General features: G+C 63.8%; 32 protein-coding genes. 18 read left to right on the top strand and 14 right to left on the bottom strand.

The features are described 5' to 3' along the window. Positions 1–229: 229 nt before the first annotated feature. A complete protein-coding gene (dinB, locus tag EJ073_RS08955; protein ID WP_126055399.1) occupies positions 230–1,483 on the bottom strand; it encodes a DNA polymerase IV in 1,254 nt (417 codons plus the stop codon). 291 nt (positions 1,484–1,774) lie between these two features. On the opposite strand from dinB, the gene EJ073_RS08950 reads away from it, so the two are divergent. The 6 genes from EJ073_RS08950 (at position 1,775) to EJ073_RS08925 (ending at position 6,033) form a co-directional block, all read left to right on the top strand. Further along, on the top strand, positions 1,775–2,011 hold the full coding sequence (locus EJ073_RS08950; RefSeq protein ID WP_126055398.1) for a hypothetical protein: 237 nt from the start codon (positions 1,775–1,777) through the stop codon (positions 2,009–2,011). A 148-nt stretch (positions 2,012–2,159) separates the two neighbouring features. Continuing rightward, on the top strand, positions 2,160–3,386 hold the full coding sequence (locus EJ073_RS08945) for a pilus assembly protein TadG-related protein (protein WP_126059139.1): 1,227 nt from the start codon (positions 2,160–2,162) through the stop codon (positions 3,384–3,386). A 4-nt stretch (positions 3,387–3,390) separates the two neighbouring features. Continuing rightward, entirely contained in the window at positions 3,391–3,831 is a 441-nt protein-coding gene (locus EJ073_RS08940; RefSeq protein ID WP_126055397.1) for a TadE/TadG family type IV pilus assembly protein, read from the top strand. Further along, positions 3,821–4,228: a TadE/TadG family type IV pilus assembly protein gene (locus EJ073_RS08935; RefSeq protein WP_126055396.1), complete on the top strand. Its 408-nt coding sequence runs from the start codon at positions 3,821–3,823 to the stop codon at positions 4,226–4,228. Before EJ073_RS08940 ends, EJ073_RS08935 begins: the two co-directional genes overlap by 11 nt. Before the next feature lie 297 nt (positions 4,229–4,525). Next, the gene (locus tag EJ073_RS08930; protein WP_245455513.1) at positions 4,526–5,377 is read left to right on the top strand and encodes a hypothetical protein; all 852 of its coding nucleotides are present in this window, start codon (positions 4,526–4,528) and stop codon (positions 5,375–5,377) included. A 248-nt stretch (positions 5,378–5,625) separates the two neighbouring features. Beyond that, the gene (locus EJ073_RS08925; protein ID WP_126055395.1) at positions 5,626–6,033 is read left to right on the top strand and encodes a hypothetical protein; all 408 of its coding nucleotides are present in this window, start codon (positions 5,626–5,628) and stop codon (positions 6,031–6,033) included. Between the two features lie 84 nt (positions 6,034–6,117). Here EJ073_RS08925 and EJ073_RS08920 read toward each other — a convergent pair whose 3' ends face one another. From EJ073_RS08920 to EJ073_RS08905, 4 genes are all read right to left on the bottom strand, one after another. Continuing rightward, positions 6,118–6,393 (bottom strand): hypothetical protein, encoded by a 276-nt coding sequence (locus tag EJ073_RS08920; protein WP_126055394.1) that lies wholly within the window; start codon positions 6,391–6,393, stop codon positions 6,118–6,120. A 281-nt stretch (positions 6,394–6,674) separates the two neighbouring features. Further along, positions 6,675–6,971, bottom strand: a complete 297-nt coding sequence (locus EJ073_RS08915; RefSeq protein WP_126055393.1) for a GYD domain-containing protein — start codon at positions 6,969–6,971, stop codon at positions 6,675–6,677. Positions 6,972–7,209: 238 nt separating this feature from the next. Next, entirely contained in the window at positions 7,210–8,211 is a 1,002-nt protein-coding gene (locus EJ073_RS08910) for a diguanylate cyclase (protein ID WP_126055392.1), read from the bottom strand. A gap of 172 nt (positions 8,212–8,383) precedes the next feature. After that, positions 8,384–9,103, bottom strand: coding sequence for a DUF1236 domain-containing protein (locus tag EJ073_RS08905; protein ID WP_126055391.1), 720 nt, complete (start codon positions 9,101–9,103; stop codon positions 8,384–8,386). 201 nt (positions 9,104–9,304) lie between these two features. Here EJ073_RS08905 and EJ073_RS08900 point away from each other — a divergent pair, with 201 nt between their 5' ends. Beyond that, a complete protein-coding gene (locus EJ073_RS08900; RefSeq protein WP_126055390.1) occupies positions 9,305–9,604 on the top strand; it encodes a DUF1236 domain-containing protein in 300 nt (99 codons plus the stop codon). Between the two features lie 198 nt (positions 9,605–9,802). Further along, entirely contained in the window at positions 9,803–10,024 is a 222-nt protein-coding gene (locus EJ073_RS08895; RefSeq protein ID WP_126055389.1) for a hypothetical protein, read from the top strand. A 90-nt stretch (positions 10,025–10,114) separates the two neighbouring features. Here EJ073_RS08895 and EJ073_RS08890 read toward each other — a convergent pair whose 3' ends face one another. Then, complete coding sequence (locus tag EJ073_RS08890) at positions 10,115–10,438, bottom strand: hypothetical protein (RefSeq protein WP_126055388.1); 324 nt, start codon at positions 10,436–10,438, stop codon at positions 10,115–10,117. 158 nt (positions 10,439–10,596) lie between these two features. Between EJ073_RS08890 and EJ073_RS08885 the strand changes: the two genes are divergently transcribed. Next, the gene (locus EJ073_RS08885; RefSeq protein WP_126055387.1) at positions 10,597–10,911 is read left to right on the top strand and encodes a hypothetical protein; all 315 of its coding nucleotides are present in this window, start codon (positions 10,597–10,599) and stop codon (positions 10,909–10,911) included. A gap of 13 nt (positions 10,912–10,924) precedes the next feature. Here EJ073_RS08885 and EJ073_RS08880 read toward each other — a convergent pair whose 3' ends face one another. Further along, complete coding sequence (locus tag EJ073_RS08880; protein ID WP_245455512.1) at positions 10,925–11,254, bottom strand: DUF982 domain-containing protein; 330 nt, start codon at positions 11,252–11,254, stop codon at positions 10,925–10,927. A 205-nt stretch (positions 11,255–11,459) separates the two neighbouring features. Here EJ073_RS08880 and EJ073_RS08875 point away from each other — a divergent pair, with 205 nt between their 5' ends. The 7 genes from EJ073_RS08875 (at position 11,460) to EJ073_RS08845 (ending at position 14,087) form a co-directional block, all read left to right on the top strand. Beyond that, positions 11,460–11,759, top strand: a complete 300-nt coding sequence (locus tag EJ073_RS08875) for a DUF1236 domain-containing protein (protein WP_126055386.1) — start codon at positions 11,460–11,462, stop codon at positions 11,757–11,759. 89 nt (positions 11,760–11,848) lie between these two features. After that, positions 11,849–12,058: a hypothetical protein gene (locus EJ073_RS08870; protein ID WP_126055385.1), complete on the top strand. Its 210-nt coding sequence runs from the start codon at positions 11,849–11,851 to the stop codon at positions 12,056–12,058. Positions 12,059–12,155: 97 nt separating this feature from the next. After that, positions 12,156–12,410, top strand: coding sequence for a DUF2934 domain-containing protein (locus EJ073_RS08865; protein WP_126055384.1), 255 nt, complete (start codon positions 12,156–12,158; stop codon positions 12,408–12,410). A 456-nt stretch (positions 12,411–12,866) separates the two neighbouring features. Further along, positions 12,867–13,067 carry a CsbD family protein gene (locus EJ073_RS08860; protein WP_126055383.1) on the top strand — a complete coding sequence of 67 codons (201 nt, stop codon included), beginning with the start codon at positions 12,867–12,869 and terminating at the stop codon, positions 13,065–13,067. A gap of 407 nt (positions 13,068–13,474) precedes the next feature. Further along, positions 13,475–13,660 carry a DUF3606 domain-containing protein gene (locus EJ073_RS08855; RefSeq protein WP_126055382.1) on the top strand — a complete coding sequence of 62 codons (186 nt, stop codon included), beginning with the start codon at positions 13,475–13,477 and terminating at the stop codon, positions 13,658–13,660. Beyond that, complete coding sequence (locus EJ073_RS08850) at positions 13,657–13,842, top strand: hypothetical protein (protein ID WP_126055381.1); 186 nt, start codon at positions 13,657–13,659, stop codon at positions 13,840–13,842. Before EJ073_RS08855 ends, EJ073_RS08850 begins: the two co-directional genes overlap by 4 nt. Then, positions 13,839–14,087: a hypothetical protein gene (locus EJ073_RS08845; RefSeq protein WP_126055380.1), complete on the top strand. Its 249-nt coding sequence runs from the start codon at positions 13,839–13,841 to the stop codon at positions 14,085–14,087. Before EJ073_RS08850 ends, EJ073_RS08845 begins: the two co-directional genes overlap by 4 nt. Before the next feature lie 144 nt (positions 14,088–14,231). Here the strand turns inward: EJ073_RS08845 and EJ073_RS08840 are convergent, their stop codons facing one another. The 6 genes from EJ073_RS08840 to EJ073_RS08815 form a co-directional block, all read right to left on the bottom strand. After that, on the bottom strand, positions 14,232–14,531 hold the full coding sequence (locus EJ073_RS08840; protein WP_126055379.1) for a DUF1236 domain-containing protein: 300 nt from the start codon (positions 14,529–14,531) through the stop codon (positions 14,232–14,234). Beyond that, positions 14,531–14,869: a KTSC domain-containing protein gene (locus EJ073_RS08835; protein ID WP_126055378.1), complete on the bottom strand. Its 339-nt coding sequence runs from the start codon at positions 14,867–14,869 to the stop codon at positions 14,531–14,533. The genes EJ073_RS08840 and EJ073_RS08835 overlap by 1 nt, the downstream gene beginning before the upstream one ends. 353 nt (positions 14,870–15,222) lie before the next feature. Then, positions 15,223–15,423 (bottom strand): hypothetical protein, encoded by a 201-nt coding sequence (locus EJ073_RS08830; protein WP_126055377.1) that lies wholly within the window; start codon positions 15,421–15,423, stop codon positions 15,223–15,225. A 173-nt stretch (positions 15,424–15,596) separates the two neighbouring features. Continuing rightward, the gene (locus EJ073_RS08825) at positions 15,597–15,815 is read right to left on the bottom strand and encodes a hypothetical protein (RefSeq protein WP_126055376.1); all 219 of its coding nucleotides are present in this window, start codon (positions 15,813–15,815) and stop codon (positions 15,597–15,599) included. A 68-nt stretch (positions 15,816–15,883) separates the two neighbouring features. Further along, a complete protein-coding gene (locus tag EJ073_RS08820; RefSeq protein ID WP_126055375.1) occupies positions 15,884–16,093 on the bottom strand; it encodes a hypothetical protein in 210 nt (69 codons plus the stop codon). Between the two features lie 347 nt (positions 16,094–16,440). Further along, entirely contained in the window at positions 16,441–16,650 is a 210-nt protein-coding gene (locus EJ073_RS08815) for a hypothetical protein (RefSeq protein WP_126055374.1), read from the bottom strand. 390 nt (positions 16,651–17,040) lie between these two features. Between EJ073_RS08815 and EJ073_RS08810 the strand changes: the two genes are divergently transcribed. Next, complete coding sequence (locus tag EJ073_RS08810) at positions 17,041–17,352, top strand: hypothetical protein (protein WP_189363045.1); 312 nt, start codon at positions 17,041–17,043, stop codon at positions 17,350–17,352. Between the two features lie 239 nt (positions 17,353–17,591). Continuing rightward, complete coding sequence (locus tag EJ073_RS08805) at positions 17,592–18,227, top strand: acetylglutamate kinase (RefSeq protein ID WP_210211277.1); 636 nt, start codon at positions 17,592–17,594, stop codon at positions 18,225–18,227. A gap of 48 nt (positions 18,228–18,275) precedes the next feature. Here the strand turns inward: EJ073_RS08805 and EJ073_RS08800 are convergent, their stop codons facing one another. Then, positions 18,276–18,620 carry a hypothetical protein gene (locus EJ073_RS08800; RefSeq protein WP_126055373.1) on the bottom strand — a complete coding sequence of 115 codons (345 nt, stop codon included), beginning with the start codon at positions 18,618–18,620 and terminating at the stop codon, positions 18,276–18,278. Positions 18,621–18,707 lie beyond the last annotated feature (87 nt).

The raw sequence follows: 18,707 nt of genomic DNA, 5'->3' as shown, positions 1-18,707 counted from the left end.
GACGGAGAGGGAGTCCTCGCAGGGCGCCACCCGCCGCCGAGCCCCCTCTGTCCCGCCGGCCATCTCCCCGACGGGGAGATTGGCGTCGCGGGCCACCCGGCTACTGGCCGACACATGATGCCGACCGTGACGGGATCGCCTGCGAGCCATGGCGCGGCGGAAGCGCCGGCGGCGTCAGGGTCCACCGCTACTGGAGCACCGGTCGCCGGTAGGGTTGGCGATCGGCCAACTACAGCTCCTTCTCGGCCAGCTCCCTGAACGCATCCGGCACCGAGCGTGCTGCTTCCAGCGCCACCGTGCCGTAGCCGACCGCCTCCCGCCCAAAACGCTGGCGGATCTTGTCGATGGCGCGGTCGGCGCCGAAGCGGGCGAGGCCCTTGCGGCTGCCGGGCCTGAGCTTCTCGTCGGCGAGGCCGAGCGGCAGTTCGAGCTGCAGCTCGGCACTTTCCTCCAGATGCGAGACAGAGATGGCAAGCAGCGAAATCTCCCGCTCCTGCGCATTGGCGGCGAGCACGCCGCGCACCAGTTCCTCGGCGATCTCGGCCAGCATCGCGGTGGCCTGGATCGGCTGCTCCAGCGTCACCGAGCGGCTGACGGCGCGCATGTCGGCGAAGCGCACGCGCACCGTTACGGTGCGGCCGGGCCGCGCCTTGGCGCGCAGGCGGCTGGCGACGCGGTCGGCGAGATGCAGCAGCGTCGGCACGAAGACGCGCGGCAGCGCCGGCTTGCGCCCAAGCGCCGACTGCGCGCCGGCGGAGTGCGCGCGGCGGTGCGTTTCCAGCCGGCGCGGGTCGCGGTTCCAGGCAAGCGCTGCGAGCTTTTCGCCGGCGGCCGGGCCCAGCAGGCGTTTCAGCGCGCCGCCATGGGTGCGAGCGAGCTGGCCGATGGTCTCGACGCCAATGTCGGCCAGCCGCGCCCTGGTCGCCGGGCCGACACCCCACATCAGCGTGACCGGCAGGTCGTGCAGGAATGCGAGCTCGGTGCCGGGCTCGACCACGACAAGCCCGTCGGGTTTTGCGACTTGCGAGGCGATCTTGGCCAGATGCTTGGTGCGCGCCACGCCGATCGAGATCGGCAGGCCGAGCTCAGCCTTCACGCGGCGGCGGATGGCATGGGCGATCTCGTCGGGCGGCCCGAACAGATGCGTGCAGCCGGCGACGTCGGCGAAGGCCTCGTCGATCGATATCCGCTCGACCAGCGGCGTGAAATCGTCGAGCACCTTGATCGCCGCGTCGCCGAGGCGCTGGTACTCGCTGAAGTGGCCGCCGACGAAGATGAGTTCAGGGCAAAGCTCGCGTGCCTTGCGGCCGGGCATGCCGCCGCGCACGCCGAAGGCCTTCGCTTCATAGGAGGCGGCCAGCACCACGCCACCGCCGACGGCGATCGGCTTGCCCCTGAGCGAGGGGTCGAGCAATTGCTCGACCGAGGCATAGAAGGCGTCGAGATCGGCATGCAGGATGGTGGCTTCTGCGCCCTGCGCCATCCCGTTCACCTTGCGGCGTTGCAGCATTAGCAGGGCCTGTTTTAAGGAATTTTTTGTCGAACAAAAAGAGAACAAACAGGGTCTGTTGTCAAGCGGCGCCGAGGGCCCGGCGAGGGCATTCGTCGCGGCCAACGGCGAGGATGCGCAATCTTGTCGGAATCTCGTTTTTTTGCCACTTTGGGGGACGTCGCAGCGCAGTGCAGCATTACGAGGTACGATGCCGAAGACCGGAACATCGTCTGGCCGGCGGCGTTGTTGACGGATAGGGACGCCGTTTGCGGGAGGCCTGACATGGGCCACTTCGAGATTTCAGACCTCGTCTATATCGTCAATGCCTGCGTCACCGGCCGTGCCGCCGGACGCCTGGTTTCGATGGCACGGGCAGTGGAGGAATTGCGCGTGCTGACCGGGGATTTCATTTCGCCGGACGAGATGGTGGCGAACGAGTTGTCGGCCGTGGCGCTGGAACGCGGCTGTTCCGTGCTGTTCGACGAGCAGCCGGGCGCCGATATCCTCAGGGCGCCATAAGCCGCTATATCAAAGACGCGCCATTTGCGGCAAGTCTTTGAAAAATCGGCCCTTCAAGCGCGCCCGCGACAAGTCGAGCGAAAATCTTAGGCATTCGTTTATGCATGCCTGCTCATATGGTGGCATGGCATTGCGCGCCCGTTTCTTCATGGATCACTTTCACCGCCTGCTGGGACGCAGAGGCGCGGGCGGCAACGTCGCCGTCATCTTCGCCTTCGCCTTGCCGGTGGTCGTTGGCGGCGCCGGCCTCGGTGTCGAGACCTCGCTCTGGTACTACAGCAGCCTGAAGCTGCAGGCGGTGGCCGATGCCGCGGCCTATGCGGGCGCGTTGGAAAAGGTCGCCGGTTCGGACAACCCGACCATCGTCGCCGCCTCCACCACCTCGGCAACCACCAACGGCTTTGCTGGCACGATCCAGGTCAACACGCCGCCGTCTTCAGGCCCCAACACCGCGAAGAAGGCGGTCGAGGTCATCGTCAACCAGCAGCTCGATCGCTATTTCACGGCCATCTTCAACAGCAGCCCGGTTCCGCAGCGGGCGAGGGCGGTAGCGCTGATCACCGACGCCTCGAAGGCCTGCGTCCAGGCGCTCAATCAGTCGGCCCCGCAGGCGGCGCTCTTCTCCGGCAACACCAGCGTCAACCTCACCGGCTGCGTCATCATGTCGAATTCGGTTGCTGCGGACGCCATCAGGACGCAGGGATCGGCCGCGCTCAAGGCCGACTGCCTTGTCACCGTCGGTGGCATGGTGCTGAACAATCCGGCGACCACGACCTGCAGCTCCAACGTCACCAAGGCCTTGCCTGCCGCCGATCCTTACGCCAGCCTGCCGACGCCCGCGGCCACCAACCCGTGCAGGAATGTCAACGGCAACAAGACGTCGCAAACGCTCCAGGCCGGCACCTACTGCAGCGGCATGGACCTCAAGGGCAATGTCGCGCTTTCTTCCGGTGTCTATGTCGTGCAGGGCGGTTTCAAGATCAACGCCAACGCGGTCATCACCTGCGCCGCACCCTGCACCGGCGTGACCATCTTCATGTCCGGCAGCAACACCGTCAGCATGAACGGCAACGCCACGGTGAACCTGAGCGCGCCGACCTCCGGCACCTATTCCGGCGTGCTGTTCTACGGCGACAGGACGGGGACCGCGGCGCAGAGCACGTTCAACGGCACGGCGGACTCGCTTTTGACCGGCGCCATCTATTTCCCCAGGCAGCAGGTCAACTACCTCGGCAATTTCTCCGGGAACGGCGGCTGCACCCAGGTCGTCGCCGACACCATCCAGTGGTCCGGCAGCACGACCATCAAGCAGGACTGCACCAGCTACGGAATGAAGGACATTCCGGCGGCGCAGTCCGTTCAGCTCGTCGAGTAGCCGGATGGGTGAGCGGGTCGCACGCATCTTCCGGGACAAGACCGGGATAGCCGCCGTGGAATTTGCCATGGTGCTGCCCATCCTGTGCCTCGTCTGCCTCGGCATCGCCGACGGCTGGTCCTACGTGACGAGCTACCTGCAGATGCGCGCCGGTGTCAAAACCGCGGCCAATCTGGTGATGGCCGGCGCGACCAATGACGCGGGAACGCAGGCGGTCGCGTTTTCGAGCTGGGACAACAAGCCCGAAGATGCCGCGGTCGTGCTTGTCAGATCCTACAAGTGCGGCACCACGGTGGTGGATGAGACCACGATCTGCGGCGGAACCAAGCTGCCGAATGCCTTCATCCAGATCACGGCGACGGGCACCTGGGTGCCGCCGTTCAATTTCGGCATCTTTCCGGATCCGCGCGTGATGACCCATCAGGAGGTGATCCGTGTCCGCTGAACGGATCGCCAGATGGCTCGGCGACCGGTCCGGCGGCGCCGGGCTGGAGTTCGCGCTGATCGCGCCGTTCCTGGTGATGCTGCTGTTCGGGATCTTCGCGTTCGGCTGGTCGTTCAATGCCACGTCGACCGTCCGCTACACGCTGGAAACGTCGGCCCGCGCCTTGCAGCTCAACAACACGCTCTCGCAGAGCCAGATCCAGGCGATCGCCACCCAGAAACTGCTGGCGCTGGGCTTGAAGAACGTCGTCGTGACGATAGCGACCGATCCCGCCAGCGGCGGCTTCAAGATGGCGCACCTGACCGCCAGCTACGCCTTCGTCATCGAGTTCCCGTATTTCGACCAGTATCCGATCAATTACGCAACGACAGTCACTGTACCTTTGGTTGCAAGCTGAGCATCTTGCCGCCAAAAGGTTTCACTTGGTGTTCTGCAAGATGTTGCTGGCGTAACTGCGTCCCATGATCAGTTAGGACCAAGGTCTGATCAGTATAGGGCTTCTGCGGTCCAAAGGGTGCAGTCGCTATTGGTTCGCCATAATCCTCTTTGGTTTCAATATCTTACCCGTTCCGCTCGGCGCGTTGGTCGCGCATCGCTACTATATTTGTCTAAAGTTTACTTCTTCGAATTAGCAAATTTGCATACGACACTGCTATAGCGGGTAGGCGAGGTGGCGAATCCCCGAGGAGGTACTATGACAACCCGAAAAACCCTATTGGCGGCGGTGGCCGCATTCGCGCTCCTGGCCTCTCCGGCGCTGGCCGGCAACGGCAATGGCGGCGGCAACGGCGGCGGCCATGGCAACAGTGGCGGCAGCCACGGCAATAGTGGCGGCGGCAATTCCGGCAAGAGCGGCACGCACGGCAATTCCGGCACGCACGGCAAGAGCACGCATGGCAAGTCGGCATCGGCCAAGTCAGGCAAGAAGACGCAGGCCGCCGTCGATGACGTCGAGGTCGCCGCCACGCCCAAGGAGAAGAACCTCCACGCCAAGCTCGGCCGGCTGAACTCGCTGCAGCGCAACATCAACGCCTACATGAACTCCAAGAGCAAGAACTTCGCCGCAGTGCAGGCCTATGTGATGGCATCCGCGAATGCCCAGAACGCCCAGGCCGCGGTCGAAGCCGCCAATCAGGCGGTCATCGACGCCCAGGCCGCACTCGCCGACCTCAACGAGCAGCTCGCCGAGGCGAATGCGCTGACGCCGGCAACGCCCGAGGAGGAGGCGGCCAAGGCCGCGCAGATCGCCGATCTGGAAGGGCAGATCGCCGATCAGGAGACTGCCATCTCTGAGGCCGAAGCGGCAGCCGCCGCGGCCCAGACCGCGGCCGACGAAGCCGCTGCCGAAGTCCCATCGCTCGACGCGGCGCTTGCCGAGATGGCCAACAAGCCGGTCGACGACGAGGTCACAGAGTGGGCCACGGGCGTGCTCGACGACAAGATCGACCAGGTAGCTGCCAAGCTGGCGGAGCAGGACGCCGCCGCGGCGACGACCGATGACACGACCTCCGATCCGGCCGAAGAGGAAACGGAAACGACGGAATGAGTAAGTAGGGAAGAGTGAGTAGGGAGTAGCAATAGCAAATGGGGGTGCTGCATACCGCGGCACCGACCATTCACTGCTGGCTACTCACTACTCGCTCGTCCTTATTCGCTACTCCCTGTTCGCTATTCGCTTCCATTCATCGCAACGGGGAAAACCACCGCTAAGCCCATGTTCGGCATGGCAAATCTTTCTCTCCCAATGTAGTCTCCAGCGTATAGGGGATCAAAAGGCATTGGGAGGACAACAACATGCCACGGGTTTCGGAACTCTTCTTCAAGACCGCCATCGTGTTTCTCATGCTGGGCGTCGTTGCCGGCCTGGAAATGGCCATCTCGGGCGACCATGGCGCGTTTCCCGCGCACGCCCACATCAACCTTCTCGGCTGGGTTACGTCGGCGCTGTTCGGCGGCTATTACGCGCTCAATCCGGCCAAGGCGGCCCGCCGCATCGCCATGATCCACTACGGCCTCTACACGCTCGGCCTGGTGATCATGATGCCCGCGCTCTACCTGTTGCTGCACGGCAATCCGGCACTGGAGCCGGTGGTGGCCGGCGGCTCGCTGATCGTCGCCGCCGCGATTCTGATTTTCGCCGTGGTGGTGTTCTCATCCGAACCGGTGCCGGCCGCCTCAGGCCTGCAGTCGGCGCCTCGCTGAGGAACTGACGCCAACGGCGGAGTTGCCAATCTCCCTCACAAGGGGGATTGGCTGTCGCCTCGGCTCGCGCCAATCGCCGGGCGCCTAGAGCAGCCGCGACAGCAGGCTGAAGAGGATGCCATCGCGCTTGAAGGGGCCAGGCATCTTGGCCGGAAGCGAACTGTCGCTGGTCTTGGCGACTGAAGAGCCGCGGCCGTAGATGATCGCCAGCACGGCGACGAAATAGCCCACCTGCAGCAGCAAAGCGGCGACGAAGGCCCAGCCCAGCGATTGCCAAAGCGATCCCGTCTCCGCGTAGGTCCATCCAAGGACCACGAGAAGCGTGACCGACATTCCCACAAGGAACTGCGGAAAATACATTTGCCCGATCGAACGCTCCGGACTGCAACGCCCGGAATGCCCGCCCATGTCTCTACCCTATTAGAGCGTTGCACCTTTCACGCATGGTCGCAAGTTGGCACCAGTGCCGCGCTCTCATCTGCCTTTCGGCTTGTGATCTGCGACCTACGTCTTAGGACTTAGGGCCTTGCGGTGTTGCATGCAAGAGTTGTCTTGACCTCTTCCACCGGCGGTTGACGCGAGCCGGCAGCTCCGGGGCTCGGGCATGCCCGGCGTGACGCCTCGCGCCGGGCTGCTTGCCGTCAGACGGCCATCTTGCCGAGGATCTTCGCCATGTCGGCGGCGTCGAAGGCCTTCAGCGTCTGGGTGCGCACATTGCCGAGCGATGCCACGGAGAGGCTGAGGGCGGTGGCGGCTATGTCGTCATTGGCTTCGACGGTCGCCACCACGTCGTGCTGGCCGAGCGTCCACAGTAGCGAGTTCACCTTCACTCCGCTGTCGGCGGCCATCGCCTTGAATGCCTCCGCCCGTTTCACCGTATCCTTGATGGATTTGGCGCCCTGCTCGGTGAAGTTCACGAGTATGACGTAATGCGACATGATTTCCTCCCATTGCGGTCGGGGGGCGTGCGGAAGCGTCTCCGCCGCGGCCGTTGTTTCTCCCGACGAGATCGTGCCTGCGAGGCGGCACGCGAGACGGAGCGCCGGCCGAGGCAGCTCTATGGAGACTCCGCCGACGCTCCCACGCGAAGATTGGGTGTTGTCCCCGCGCACAGCCATATTAGCATTTGCGAATGTTTGGGGAAGCCTGTTTTGCCGTCGAAACGCGCCCCGCTTTTCAAGCCTCGAAGAAGTGGAATTTCCCGCGTCCGCCGGACTTGCTGCGGTAGAGCGCCATATCGGCCTTCTGCAGCAGCTCGTCGGAGCTCACGCCATCGCCAGGCCCTAGCGCGATGCCGACGCTGAGCCCGAGGACGTGCGGCTTGCCGGCCACCGTGAAGGGTTCCCGGAAGCGATCGATGATGCGCGAGGCAAGCGCTGCCGCGTCGCCCTTTGCGGCAATGCCTGTCTGGACGATGGCGAATTCGTCGCCGCCGAGCCGCGCCACCGTGTCGTGGTCGCGCACCGCGCCGCGCAACCGGGTGGCCGCGTCGATCAGCAGCCTGTCGCCGGCCTTGTGGCCGAAGCCGTCATTGACCGGCTTGAACTTGTCGAGGTCGAGATAATGCACGGCCATCAGCGCGCCGCGCCTGGCAAGCGCCACCGCGCTCTGCAGCCGATCGGAAAACAGCATGCGGTTGGGCAGGTCGGTCAGCGCGTCGTGATGCGCCATGTGGGCGATCGTCGCCTGGTCGCGGCGCTGCTCTGTGACGTCGAAATAAGTGGTGACGAAGCCGCCGCCCTCGATCGGCATGCCGCGCACCTCGACGACGGTTCCGTTAGGGCGGGTCCGTTCATAGACATGCGCCTCGCGCTGCCTGACCAGCGCCAGCCGGCGCGCGACGTGCAGTTCGACTTCGCCCGGCCCGTACTCGCCACGCTCGGCGTTGAAGCGAAACAGCATCTCCATCGACGGATAGCCATTGGCGAAGAGCTCGTCCGGATAGTCGAGCAGGGTCCGCTGCCGCTGGTTGCAGATGACCATGTTGAGATCCTGGTCGAACAGCGAGACGCCGCCGGGGAAATTCTCGATCACCGCCTCGAGCAGCCGGATCCGCTCCCGCGAATGCTCGATCAGCTGCGCCATCCGGCCGATCGCCTCGGCGAGGCCCGCCGTGCCCCGGCTTGCCGGCACGTCTGCTTTCAACGCGCCAGCCGCGCCACGTGATACCATCGCCATCGGCCGCTGACCCCTCAGCAATCCCCGGAATATGCGGCCACGCTAATATGAAAGGATTGCCGTCGGATTAACGTCGCGCCGGCCGCGGCCTTTTTCCGGTTTGTTTTGGATCGCGAACGAGAGAGGCCCGCCATGCCATGCGGCGCGGCGGGCCTGGTGACGCTCGTGAACGTCAGGTCAGGATGATGACGATCTTCAGCGTGTCCGGATCGACGATGACGATCCTGCCATCGGCCAGCACGAAATATTCATAGGTTTCGTAGGCCGGAACGATCTTGACGATGCGCGGCGGCAGGCGGTGCAGTCGCACCTTGTGCCGCGGCACCTCGACGCCGACGGAGATGTCGAAATCGACGCTCGCGACCGGCGAGATTTTCGTCTCGCGGATCACATTGGTGATCTCGGTCTTCTGCTCGACGGTCACATTGGTGATCGATGCGGTCGAGCCCTGGTCGGTCTGGGTCGAGGTCGTGCCCTGGGCGTTCTGCTCAGTCGTCGTGCCACTTGTGCCCTGGGCCTTCTGCTCGGTCGTTGTGCCGGCCTTGCCCTGCGCCTGCTCGTCGGTCTTCACCTTCGGCTTGCCCTGGGCCTGCTCCTCGGTGGTGGCGCCAGCCTTGCCCTGCGCCTGCTCGTCGGTCTTCACCTTCGGCTTGCCCTGGGCCTGCTCCTCGGTGGTGGCGCCGGCCTTGCCCTGCGCCTGATCATCGGTCTTCATCTTGGCCTTGCCCTGGGCCTGCTCACCCGCCTTGCCGCCCTTCTGGCAGTCGGCAGCGCCGGCCGCGCAGCTGGCGTCACCGCCAGGCTGGACCTCGGCCGGCGCCTGTGCCTGGGCCATCGCGGCGCCGCAGCCGACACCGAGCGCGAGCATGCTGGTGATCAGAATATGTCTCATGGAAACTCTCCTCGAAGTGTTGTCCCTTCGTTCGGTTAACCTCGACTCGCAGCCTTTGTTCCGAAGCAAATCGCCTCGGTTCAAAGTCGAAAAATTGCCGGAACAAGCCCTATGCGGTGACGTTAACGACCGAGGTGGCCCGGCTGCGAACGGCATCATTCGCGTGGCGGAAGAGGTCGCCGGTCAAGACAGGAGAAGATCATGAGACTGCATTTTAAGACGGCCGCCGCGGGCTTGCTGCTGCTCGCCGGCATGGGTGCCGCGTCCGCCCAGGACGTCATCATCGAGCCCCAGCAGGAGACCATCATCCGCGAGTATGTGCACAAGCAGCCTTTGGCCTCGGTGACGCTTCCCGGCGTTGAACTCAATGTCGGCACGGCACTTCCCGACACGGTCGAACTGCGCGAAGTTCCCAACGTGAAGTACCGTTACGTTGTCGTCGACAACCAGACCGTGCTTGTCGATCCGGGCACCCGCAAGGTCGTGAAGATCATCCAGTGACCGCAAAGACAGCCGGTACTTGCCGGGGCGGAGGGCGAGCCGCCCCGGTATTATTTCGTGACCATCCCAGGCAGGAACCTTCCATCGCGCCACGCGTTGCCGCGTCTGACTTCGTGCTGCCTCATTAATGGGCAGACTGGCGGCGGCGAATCGGGCGGGCGGCAAAAAGGACCGGGCGGGGTAGGGAGCATATTCACCATGTCGAAACGCGAAATCGGAACGTCCCCGGCATTGGGGATGCGTGTCGCCGACCTCAGGGCCAGGATGCGGATCGCCAGCATCACCGAACATGAGATGAAGACCTTCCAGAAGGTCGTGGCCATCATGGGGGGCGCCGATGGCTCCCTACGCATCGACGCCGACGACCTGATCGCGGCCTCCTTCGTCGCCGAGACGGTGGGCGACAGCGCGCCGAACTGAGTGCCGCCGGCCGCGCGGCGTCAAGCCATCATTCCAGCATATCCGCACCCCGCCCGCGCGGGTGGAGGCGCGCGTCTGTCAGGCGCGGCCTCATACCTCGTCGAAAGGTCCACCGCGTCTTGCCGGATCGCGCGCGATGGCCGCTTCCTCGGCATCGTCTGGCAACGCCTCGTCGCTCTCCTGGTAGGGATTGTCATCGTCCTCTTCCGGCAGGGCGCCCTCCTTCTCGATGCCGGTGGTTCCCGGCACTTCCTCTTGCGGTAGGCCGCCGTCCGGCAGGATCCTGGCGCCCTTGATCGCGTCCCAATCCTGCTGGCTGGGCGAGGGCACCTCTACCTCGTCGTTTGGCACCTGGGCCTTGTCGTCGGCCGTTGACGGCTCGACCTCGTCGCTCGGTTTCTTGCGCGGTCCCATGACTGCCTCCTGTGGCTCGCCATTGAAACTCTCCAGGATTTGAACTCGCGGCCCTGGCCGCCGGTTCCCGCGAAGCCGCGCCGGAGGGGGCGCCGGCAGCGCGCCACGGAACCAATCGGCGCCGGCGTTCTTTCCCGGACAAGGAAAGGAGCCAGACCATGAGACCTTTCGCCTTTGCGCCATGCGCGCTTCTGGTCATGGCGCTGGCCGGTCCGGCGGCCGCGCAGGACGACAACGACCAGACGCAGGTGCCCGCCGGCCCCTGCCAGGCCGAGCCGCAAATACCGGGCACTACCGACCAGAAGCCGGCCGCCGACACCGGCGGTGGCCTGACCGGCAAGCTCAAGCCTTGCGGCGGCGTGCTGCAGCCGCCGCCGAGCGGCGACCAGGGCATGGCCCAGCCGGCGCCCGAGCAAGGCAACACGCCGATAATCAGGCCCGGCGAGTTGCCGCCGCAGCAGCCGAAGCAATAGGGTGGAGCCCTTGTCAGCGCGGGTGACGCTCGCGGCCGGCGCGCGCCGCGCGCATCGTCCTGACCTTGGCCCGGCGCAGCGTCGTCACCGGGTCGATGCCCGTCCAGCCGATGCCGGCAGCCTTGGCGAAAGCCATGAAGGCGCGCCGTGTCTGCGCCGGGGTCGCATCTCCGGCTCGTGCCGCCTCGCAGGCGCTGAGCGCCTTGGCGTGGAGCGTGTCGCCCGCGGCCAGCGGCCATTCCTTGAGGAAGTTCTGCATCTGCGCCAACGAAGCGATGTCGCGCCTGAAGCCGGCACCAACGGCGATGGCGATCGGCGGGTCGAATGGCATGTCTTCAATCATTGGCGCCTCCGCTTGGATTGACTATTCGCCTTCAATGCGGGGCAGGGCGGCAGGGTTCCGGCGTGGATCAATTCGTGCCCGCTGGCGGAACAACAGCCTTGCGGCAGCGTTTTGCTTCGGAGAGCCCGCCATTTCGAACTCTTCAATGCTTCCGCATGCCGCGGAGGCGGGGCGACGCTCACAAACAAACCAACAGGAGGCAGAGATGAAAATTACCCTCATTCCTGCTGTCGCTGGTCTGGCCATGATTGCCGGCATCGGCGCGGCGGTCGCGGACCAGATAATCGTGACGCCCGAGCAGCGCACCGTCGTCCGCGAATACGTCCACAAGCACCCGCTTGCTTCGATCAACCTTCTCGGCCTCGAGCTCAATGTTGGCTCGACTCTGCCGGACACGGTCGAATTGCGCGAGGTGCCCGACGTCCAATATCGTTACGTGGTCGTCGACGGCCGCACCGTGCTGGTCGATCCCAGCACGCGCAGGGTCGTCGAGGTCCTCAATTGACGGCCGGATCGCCGGCTGACGCATGACGACACCGCCGCCTCCGCGGAGGCGGCGGGCGAAGGGTTCAGGGGTGGGAAAGGACGACTTCCATGTTACCGCATGTCGAGACCCCCAACTCCGCCAATGTGGCGGCGTGTTGCGACAAGCTGTTGGCCGAGCGGGGCGCCGGCTTGATCTCGATGAAGGATGCGATCGACGAATTGCGCCGGCGCACCGGCACCGAGCGATCGGATGCCGATCTCGCCGGCCTGATCACCAAGAAGGCGGCGCTGCTGGGCGTGGCGGTGTTGGCGCAATAAACCCGCCGCAAGTCCCGGTTGCCCACTCGCCACCCAAGACGTCCGCCGAAATTTCGGCTAATGTTTTCCCGGAATTTGGACAACCACGGAGGCGACAGTGACGGACGACAGGCAGGAACGCATCCGCCAGCGGGCACACGCGATCTGGGAACAGGCAGGCAGGCCCGAAGGCTCGGATATTCAGCATTGGGACCAAGCCACGGCCGAGATCGATGGCGAGGCCGCCAAGCCGAAAGCGAAGGCCGCGCCGAAGAAGGGTGCCGCCAAGCCAGCTAAAGCCGCCGCCGCCAAGACGGCAAAGCCTGCCGCCGCCAAGCCGAAGGCCGCTAAGTCGAAGGCCGGCAAGGGCTGAACAACCACGCTGCGCCGCTATCGGCGGCGCCTGTGAGCCTGACAATTCCGTCCTACCCCGTGGCGTTTCCGCATCGCAGGGGCGATGGCCAGTGCGCGCCGTCGCGCGTCGACAGAATCAACTCCCGGGGCACAGGTCCTGGTTCGCGACGTCGGCGGGAACATCCCGCTTCAGAAGCTTCCAAAAGAAGCGTCTTCAGCTCCTGCTCGCTGAGCCTGTATCCTCGGCCGCGTCGAGGAGATCGACGACGACATCGACCCCCTTCATGTGAAGATGAGGCATCGCCGGTCCTCCCGGTTGCAATTCTGCGCTGCGCCAGCCGGTAGACTATCGGAACGCGGGACGGCCTCCATCACATTGATGGTGCCGCTGCGCTGCCTGTCATGACCCGGCGTTTGCGCATCGGGAACATTGTCGCGCCCGCGCCATTTCCTTTGGAGAGCAAAGGAGACAGTCATGAACTGGGATCAGATCAAGGGAAAATGGATGCAGGTCAGAGGCAAGGCCCAGGAGCAATGGGGCGACCTCACCGATGATGACCTCGACCGCATCGAAGGCAATCGCGATCAGCTTCTCGGGCGCATCCAGGAGCGCTACGGCATTGCCAGGGAAGAAGCCCAGCGGCAGATCGACGAATGGTCGAGACGACTCCACTGAACGCGACCTCGAGGGCGGTCAACCCGCCGGCTCCGGCCGGCGGGTTTTTATGCGCCGCGAAGGTTGCTTGCGCGATTGGAAAGCTTTTGCCGACCGCAGGGTAAATTTAGCTAATGCTAATAAAATGGGCTATAATGCGTAGCCAAGCCAACGGCTAACCCCCCTCGAAAAAAACGCCGTTGGTCAGGCTCAGCGGCCCCGCCCCCGAGTCCGCTGGGCCGCCCTTTTCGATGGGCGGTATGACACCTCCTCTCGCTGAGTCCATCTGCATCTTCGCTCGTGAAGGCGGTCTGCCGCCGGCGCAGCAAAAGCCGGCGTCTTCCGGGCCCTTGCATGGAACCGGGGTCCGGCTCGCGGCTTATATTAGTCAGAGTGAAACTAGCGACATTCGACAGGGAGAAATCCAGATGGCCGACGATAAGAGCAACCGCGGCCTTCGTGACCGGGATCGCGTCTCAGCCGACGACGACTACGAAGTAAGGTATTTTGCCAAGCAGCATCGCATCACGCAGGACGAGGTCCGCGAGTTGATAAGCGAGCACGGCAATGACCGGAAAACCTTGGCGCGGCAAGCCAGGAAGCTGCGCGGATGACGAAGCTTTCTGATCTCGGGCCGCCGTTGACCGGCACCCGGCGCGGAAGCCCGCCGGACGAATATCCGGTATGCCATTTCTATCTCTGTCCCAGATGTGGCCAGCCTGTCGACATGCGCGACCTCCGCCAGGTGATCTGGCACCAGAAAGCGGAGCATGAGCGGCTGGAAGCAGACGCATGAAAACCAGGCTGCGCTATCGTCGGCCGGAATCCGATTGTCCGCCTGGCCGGCGGAGACCGACAGGTCCGGTCAGCCGGCGCAAATCGTCCGCGCCAAAGGACAATTCAGTCCTCGATCTCATCCCGGATGATGACGAAGCGGTGGCCGAGATTGTCCGGCGAACGGAACGCCTGGCTATCGCCATTACAATCGGAATGGGTGTTTGCCTGATCCTTGGACCGATCGTTTTCGTGACGCTTTTCTAAGGGGACTAAGTCGGACACTCTGGTTCGTTTGCGGATCGTTGGATATTTGCCGCCGGCGAGAGTGAAGGTGGGCCCGGCCTCCTCGACGTGTTGAAAACCCGCCACTCCTTGTCGGCTGGCGGATCTTCAATCGGAACGTCGATCTTATTCGATAATCTTGATCACCGTGCGCGTGTCGGGATCGACGACGACTGTCCGGTTGTCGATCACGGTGTAGCGGTATTTCACATCGGGCACTTCATAAAGCTCGACCGTATCGGGCAGGGCCGTGCCGACGTTGAGCTCCACGCCGGGAAGCTTGACCGAAGCCAGGGGCTGCTTCTTCACATATTCCCGGATGACCGTTTCCTGTTCCGGCGCAATAACCACGGTGTCGGCGGCGGCCGCACCGATACCGGCGAGCAGCAACAGCCCTGCGGCGGCTGCGGAAAAGTGCATTCTCATCATTTCCTCCTACGGATTGAAGTCGGGCGCGAGACGACATTGTTTTCGCGCTGGAAGCTCAACTGCCGTGAGAGGCGAACGTTCCCTGAAGAAGGATCTGCGGCCGGAATTGGCGGCATGGCCGCCGGCGCGCCAGCGGCGGCCACCAAGCGATAGCGGAAACGGTTGCGGATGTAGCTGTTGAAATATCGGCCCTTTGCGAAGGCGGCCCGGAAACCGGCAAAAGTCTCCGGCGGCACGTCCTCGAACTCGTAGCATTTGCCGCTGCCCACGAACCACACGCGCAGGATCCGCCTCTGGGTATCGTAGTCCGTCTTTCGGATCGAGGTCGACGGCATGGCATCCTGGCCAAAGGCTGCGAAAAGACCCGCCGGCGCTGCCGGCGGGAGAAGGTCTGGAGTAGCCAGAGTGTCTGGCGAATGAGAAACGATTGCGAAGTCGTTTTGTTGCGAACGACGCACCGCCCCGCCGCCGCCGCGCCTTAGACCGGAACCTTTAGCTGGCGCTTATGTTGTCCCTCCAGCACCCATCTCGGGTGAAGGAGAATGTCATGAACAACATCATCTGGCTGGTTGGAGCCATCGTCATAGTCATCGCGATACTGAGTTTTCTCGGCTTGAGATAACGGCCGTCGCAGCGGCGCTTTGCGTGGCGAGACAGGTCTTCGCCACGCCCCTATGCGGCGAGCGCGTTAGTGCCGCGATCGCCTGTCGGCGTATTGCGCCACCGCGCACAGGAAGGCCAATGCCGCGGCGTCGCACGCTTTCCGGGACGGGCCCTTGGCGAACAGGACGGCATCCGCGGCCGGCACCGTCAACCCGTGTTTTTTGGCAAAAGTAATGACTTCATAAGGCTGCTCGTCGGGTAGAATCTTCTCGTATTCGTAATCCATAGATTACGTCCTCCCTGTTCGCGACGTGCCCTCCTTCGCCTGCCGCCAATCTAACGCCCGGCAGGGCATGCGAGTCCACCAATTGGCAATTGCGTGAAACGTTCCATTCCGCGCGCTGCGGCTCGGCGGTTGTAGGAATGAAGGCCTATGCGGAGCCGGGCATCGCGACAGCTTCAGCCGAGGCGCCTGATGCGGCCCCTGTCGAGACGGAAGACGCCGTTGTTGCCACCCTGCCTTTCGAAGTCCGTCAGCAACTCGTCCCACAGCCCGAGGAACTCGCCGCAATCGTCGCAGACGATGCGCGTGTCCGGCTGCGCGTCGGCCGGAATCCTCAGCTTGATCGTCAGGCAATAGGGGCATTCCAGGAGGTGGTCGAGATATCGCGGGGTCATGGCTGTCCTTGCGAGCGGGTAGGGCCGAGCATGGCCAGTCGGCGCAGTTCCGTGAAGTGAGCGAGCGTTCAAGCGGGCTGCCTAAGCCCCTGCAAGAGGGCCTCTTCCTCAAAAATACCTTGCGCAAACAACTCCATGGCGCGGATGGCCAATTGCTCCGCCGCGGGCGAGCCTGCCGGGAGATCCCTCTCGAGGCATATCTGGTCGTAGGCCCTTTTCAACAGGCAGAGGTCATCCGGATAGGCGATGCCGCTGGTGGATTTCTTGTGCTCGATCAACGCTCCCTCCTCCATTGGGGCGGAAGCGCGATGCTCGCTCTCAGCCGGCGATGCCCTTGCCAGTTATCGCCGTTGACGGGATGTTACGCGCATCGTGAGGGGCGGTCCAGAAATTTCACCCAGCGCCGGGCGGCGCTTGGCCGGCAAACGAGCGCCGTCGATAGCCTCGACGTCGCCAGATCTAGCGATCGAGCAAATGGAACATTAGCCGCTTCGAATGGTTGAGGTCTGGCGCCTGACGTCGCTGCTTGGCGTCCCGCGCAGGCTGGTGGGCAAACATCGGCCGGCCCGCGCCATCGGTCCCTCCGTGGCGCGGGCTTTTTGCGGACGGCGCCCGACAACGGATGCTATTTTCCTTCCCGGCGTTTCTCGATCTCGTAGGAAAGCCAGCGGCAGAACATGCCGACAATGGATGCCGCGGCGCCGCCAAGCAGGCAGGCGACCAGCAGCGGGCTTTCCGAAGCGCTCTTCCAACTCACCACCGCAAGCAGGATCACGCTTGCCGTGGAGACCAGGTAGCCTGCGCCTTTCAGAAGATGGAGCGATGCCTTGGTCATTGCAGGAAACTCTGGCCAGCTTGCCCGGTTGGGCGACAGCTAACATACGCTGTTGAGGAGGTTCCGTTCCCTTCGCCGGCTCAACTAACAAGCTCGTCACTCCACGCGAGTGCGCGGGCCAGGGTTCCAGGAACAGGAAGGCGAGCGGGTGCCCGCCAGCACGGGAACGATGATTGGCGGGCACCCAGAGACCGCCGAGAAGGGACGTGTCCGGTGGTCCGCTTACCAATGAGTTGGCGAGGCTTCGGTTTCCTTGAAACCGACCATTCCGGCCCTCTGCGCGTGGTGATGAGACTTCAGTCTCACGGCTGCCGGGACTGAGGTCCCTGGGGCGGAACGTTGCCGTGACGCGCCCGTTTTCTCGACAGTGCAATCGTAAGGAGAAGAACCATGGCTGACGGTCCAACGGTTGTGAATTCGGGCGGAGGTGGCACGGTTGTCGCGGTCGTTCTCGCGATTCTGGCGATCGTGGTTCTGCTCGTCTTCACAGGTGTCATCAACATCAATGGCGGCGGCAGCAAAGACGTCAACGTCAAGGTCGAATCGCCCAAGGTCGAGGCGCCGGCGGCATCCTCGCCGTCAGCGCCTGCGCCTGCGGCGCCCGCGCCTTCGGAACCCGCGCCTGCGGCCCCTGCGCCATCAGAACCTGCGCCCGCGGCTCCGGCTCCGGCCGCCCCCGCGCCGGCTCCGAGCGGCGGTTGATGCGTCGAAAAAGGACGAAGGCTCCGGCATGCTACGCCGGAGCCTTTTTCCATCGTAAGGATCGCCATCGCCACGGCTCGCTATTTCGCCGCCGGCGCGGAACCTTTAGCCATCGCTAATGTTCATCTTCCGATAGCGAACATCGCCTTCGGGTGCCGACGATCGGGACGGAAACAGCCGATCGGCCGCGCTTTGCTGCCCATCTGTCGCGCGAGTGTTGGCACATTCGGAGATCGGCCATGAACAGGCGTCTGGTACTGCTTTCCTCTCTCTCTGCTGTGTCTCTTGCGGCTGCCGGATGGTTGTCGCTGCTGCCCGCTCGCGCCGGCGAACCGCAATCGGCGACGGACGTTCGAGCGGCAATGCGGAAACTTTGGGAAGACCACATCACTTACACGCGCAACTACATCATCAGCGCCCTCGCTGATCTGCAAGACACGGACGAAGTCGCGAAGCGTCTCCTCCAGAACCAGGACGACATAGGCGACGCGGTAAAGCCTTACTACGGTGATGCGGCCGGCCAGAAACTGGCCGCGCTGCTGAAAGACCACATCAAGATTGCGACGGAAGTGGTCAAGGCGGCCAAATCAGGCAGCAAGGACAAGCTCTCGGCCGCTCAGGAAAAATGGACCGGCAATGCCGATGACATTGCGGTGTTCCTTGGCAAGGCCAATCCGAACTGGCCCGAGAAAGATCTCCGGGACATGCTCCACAAGCATCTGGAACTGACGACCGGCGAGGTGGTCGGCCGGCTGAAGAAGGATTGGGCGGCGGACATCAAGTCCTACGACGAAGGGCATGATCACATGCTGAAGTTCGCCGACATGCTGACGGAAGGCATCGCCAAACAATTCCCCTACAAGTTCAACGGGTGAACGCCGTCTTCAGTTCGTAGGGCAGGAGACAAGCGGAGAAGCGATGGCTCACCACGCATCGCTTGACTTGGCAAAACTGATGCCGGCAGCCGTCATCGCCAACTCGCATTCGGTGATGGCGCGCAGGTTGCGCAAATAGCGCGCCACGGTCCGCGGCAACCAACCGGCGCAGGCCTCGACATAGGCGCGGCTGTGGACCAGCGTGCCGGTCGACAGCCGTTCTTCCTTCTCGGCGATGACCTTCAGATATTGGCGGATGAAGCGGATGTCCTCGGCGATGTCCTGGCTTGCCATCCGCCAGGCGCCGGCGAGGCGCTCGCGCTGTTCGAGCGGCAAGGATGAAAGCAGTGGACGGGAGAGGTCGGCGAAGGCGGCGTGGTTCGCGGTGTTCAAGGATGTTCCCCTCGGAGAAGGGAAATATCGTACTTTACGTACGAATACGGGTCAAGATGAATTCGTACAAATTGAACGATAAGGCGG

This window comes from Mesorhizobium sp. M4B.F.Ca.ET.058.02.1.1, from assembly GCF_003952505.1.
GTDB lineage: Bacteria > Pseudomonadota > Alphaproteobacteria > Rhizobiales > Rhizobiaceae > Mesorhizobium.
Note: the sequence above shows the minus strand (reverse complement) of the source record. Positions and strands in the feature narration are given on the sequence as shown.

Excerpts from the sequence above, each read along its gene's own strand:
- EJ073_RS08875 (WP_126055386.1), top strand. The coding sequence starts at position 11,460 with ATGAAAATTACCCTCATTCCTGCTGTCGCTGGTCTGGCCATGATTGCC.
- EJ073_RS08925 (WP_126055395.1), top strand. The coding sequence starts at position 5,626 with ATGCCACGGGTTTCGGAACTCTTCTTCAAGACCGCCATCGTGTTTCTC.
- EJ073_RS08910 (WP_126055392.1), bottom strand. The coding sequence starts at position 8,211 with ATGGCGATGGTATCACGTGGCGCGGCTGGCGCGTTGAAAGCAGACGTG.
- EJ073_RS08810 (WP_189363045.1), top strand. The coding sequence starts at position 17,041 with ATGGCTGACGGTCCAACGGTTGTGAATTCGGGCGGAGGTGGCACGGTT.
- EJ073_RS08895 (WP_126055389.1), top strand. The coding sequence starts at position 9,803 with ATGTCGAAACGCGAAATCGGAACGTCCCCGGCATTGGGGATGCGTGTC.
- EJ073_RS08880 (WP_245455512.1), bottom strand. The coding sequence starts at position 11,254 with ATGATTGAAGACATGCCATTCGACCCGCCGATCGCCATCGCCGTTGGT.
- EJ073_RS08905 (WP_126055391.1), bottom strand. The coding sequence starts at position 9,103 with ATGAGACATATTCTGATCACCAGCATGCTCGCGCTCGGTGTCGGCTGC.
- EJ073_RS08835 (WP_126055378.1), bottom strand. The coding sequence starts at position 14,869 with ATGCCGTCGACCTCGATCCGAAAGACGGACTACGATACCCAGAGGCGG.
- EJ073_RS08920 (WP_126055394.1), bottom strand. The coding sequence starts at position 6,393 with ATGTATTTTCCGCAGTTCCTTGTGGGAATGTCGGTCACGCTTCTCGTG.
- dinB (WP_126055399.1), bottom strand. The coding sequence starts at position 1,483 with ATGGCGCAGGGCGCAGAAGCCACCATCCTGCATGCCGATCTCGACGCC.
- EJ073_RS08950 (WP_126055398.1), top strand. The coding sequence starts at position 1,775 with ATGGGCCACTTCGAGATTTCAGACCTCGTCTATATCGTCAATGCCTGC.
- EJ073_RS08860 (WP_126055383.1), top strand. The coding sequence starts at position 12,867 with ATGAACTGGGATCAGATCAAGGGAAAATGGATGCAGGTCAGAGGCAAG.
- EJ073_RS08900 (WP_126055390.1), top strand. The coding sequence starts at position 9,305 with ATGAGACTGCATTTTAAGACGGCCGCCGCGGGCTTGCTGCTGCTCGCC.
- EJ073_RS08885 (WP_126055387.1), top strand. The coding sequence starts at position 10,597 with ATGAGACCTTTCGCCTTTGCGCCATGCGCGCTTCTGGTCATGGCGCTG.
- EJ073_RS08945 (WP_126059139.1), top strand. The coding sequence starts at position 2,160 with ATGGATCACTTTCACCGCCTGCTGGGACGCAGAGGCGCGGGCGGCAAC.
- EJ073_RS08830 (WP_126055377.1), bottom strand. The coding sequence starts at position 15,423 with ATGGATTACGAATACGAGAAGATTCTACCCGACGAGCAGCCTTATGAA.
- EJ073_RS08890 (WP_126055388.1), bottom strand. The coding sequence starts at position 10,438 with ATGGGACCGCGCAAGAAACCGAGCGACGAGGTCGAGCCGTCAACGGCC.
- EJ073_RS08840 (WP_126055379.1), bottom strand. The coding sequence starts at position 14,531 with ATGAGAATGCACTTTTCCGCAGCCGCCGCAGGGCTGTTGCTGCTCGCC.
- EJ073_RS08825 (WP_126055376.1), bottom strand. The coding sequence starts at position 15,815 with ATGACCCCGCGATATCTCGACCACCTCCTGGAATGCCCCTATTGCCTG.
- EJ073_RS08815 (WP_126055374.1), bottom strand. The coding sequence starts at position 16,650 with ATGACCAAGGCATCGCTCCATCTTCTGAAAGGCGCAGGCTACCTGGTC.
- EJ073_RS08805 (WP_210211277.1), top strand. The coding sequence starts at position 17,592 with ATGAACAGGCGTCTGGTACTGCTTTCCTCTCTCTCTGCTGTGTCTCTT.
- EJ073_RS08940 (WP_126055397.1), top strand. The coding sequence starts at position 3,391 with ATGGGTGAGCGGGTCGCACGCATCTTCCGGGACAAGACCGGGATAGCC.
- EJ073_RS08845 (WP_126055380.1), top strand. The coding sequence starts at position 13,839 with ATGAAAACCAGGCTGCGCTATCGTCGGCCGGAATCCGATTGTCCGCCT.
- EJ073_RS08850 (WP_126055381.1), top strand. The coding sequence starts at position 13,657 with ATGACGAAGCTTTCTGATCTCGGGCCGCCGTTGACCGGCACCCGGCGC.
- EJ073_RS08930 (WP_245455513.1), top strand. The coding sequence starts at position 4,526 with ATGACAACCCGAAAAACCCTATTGGCGGCGGTGGCCGCATTCGCGCTC.
- EJ073_RS08870 (WP_126055385.1), top strand. The coding sequence starts at position 11,849 with ATGTTACCGCATGTCGAGACCCCCAACTCCGCCAATGTGGCGGCGTGT.
- EJ073_RS08855 (WP_126055382.1), top strand. The coding sequence starts at position 13,475 with ATGGCCGACGATAAGAGCAACCGCGGCCTTCGTGACCGGGATCGCGTC.
- EJ073_RS08915 (WP_126055393.1), bottom strand. The coding sequence starts at position 6,971 with ATGTCGCATTACGTCATACTCGTGAACTTCACCGAGCAGGGCGCCAAA.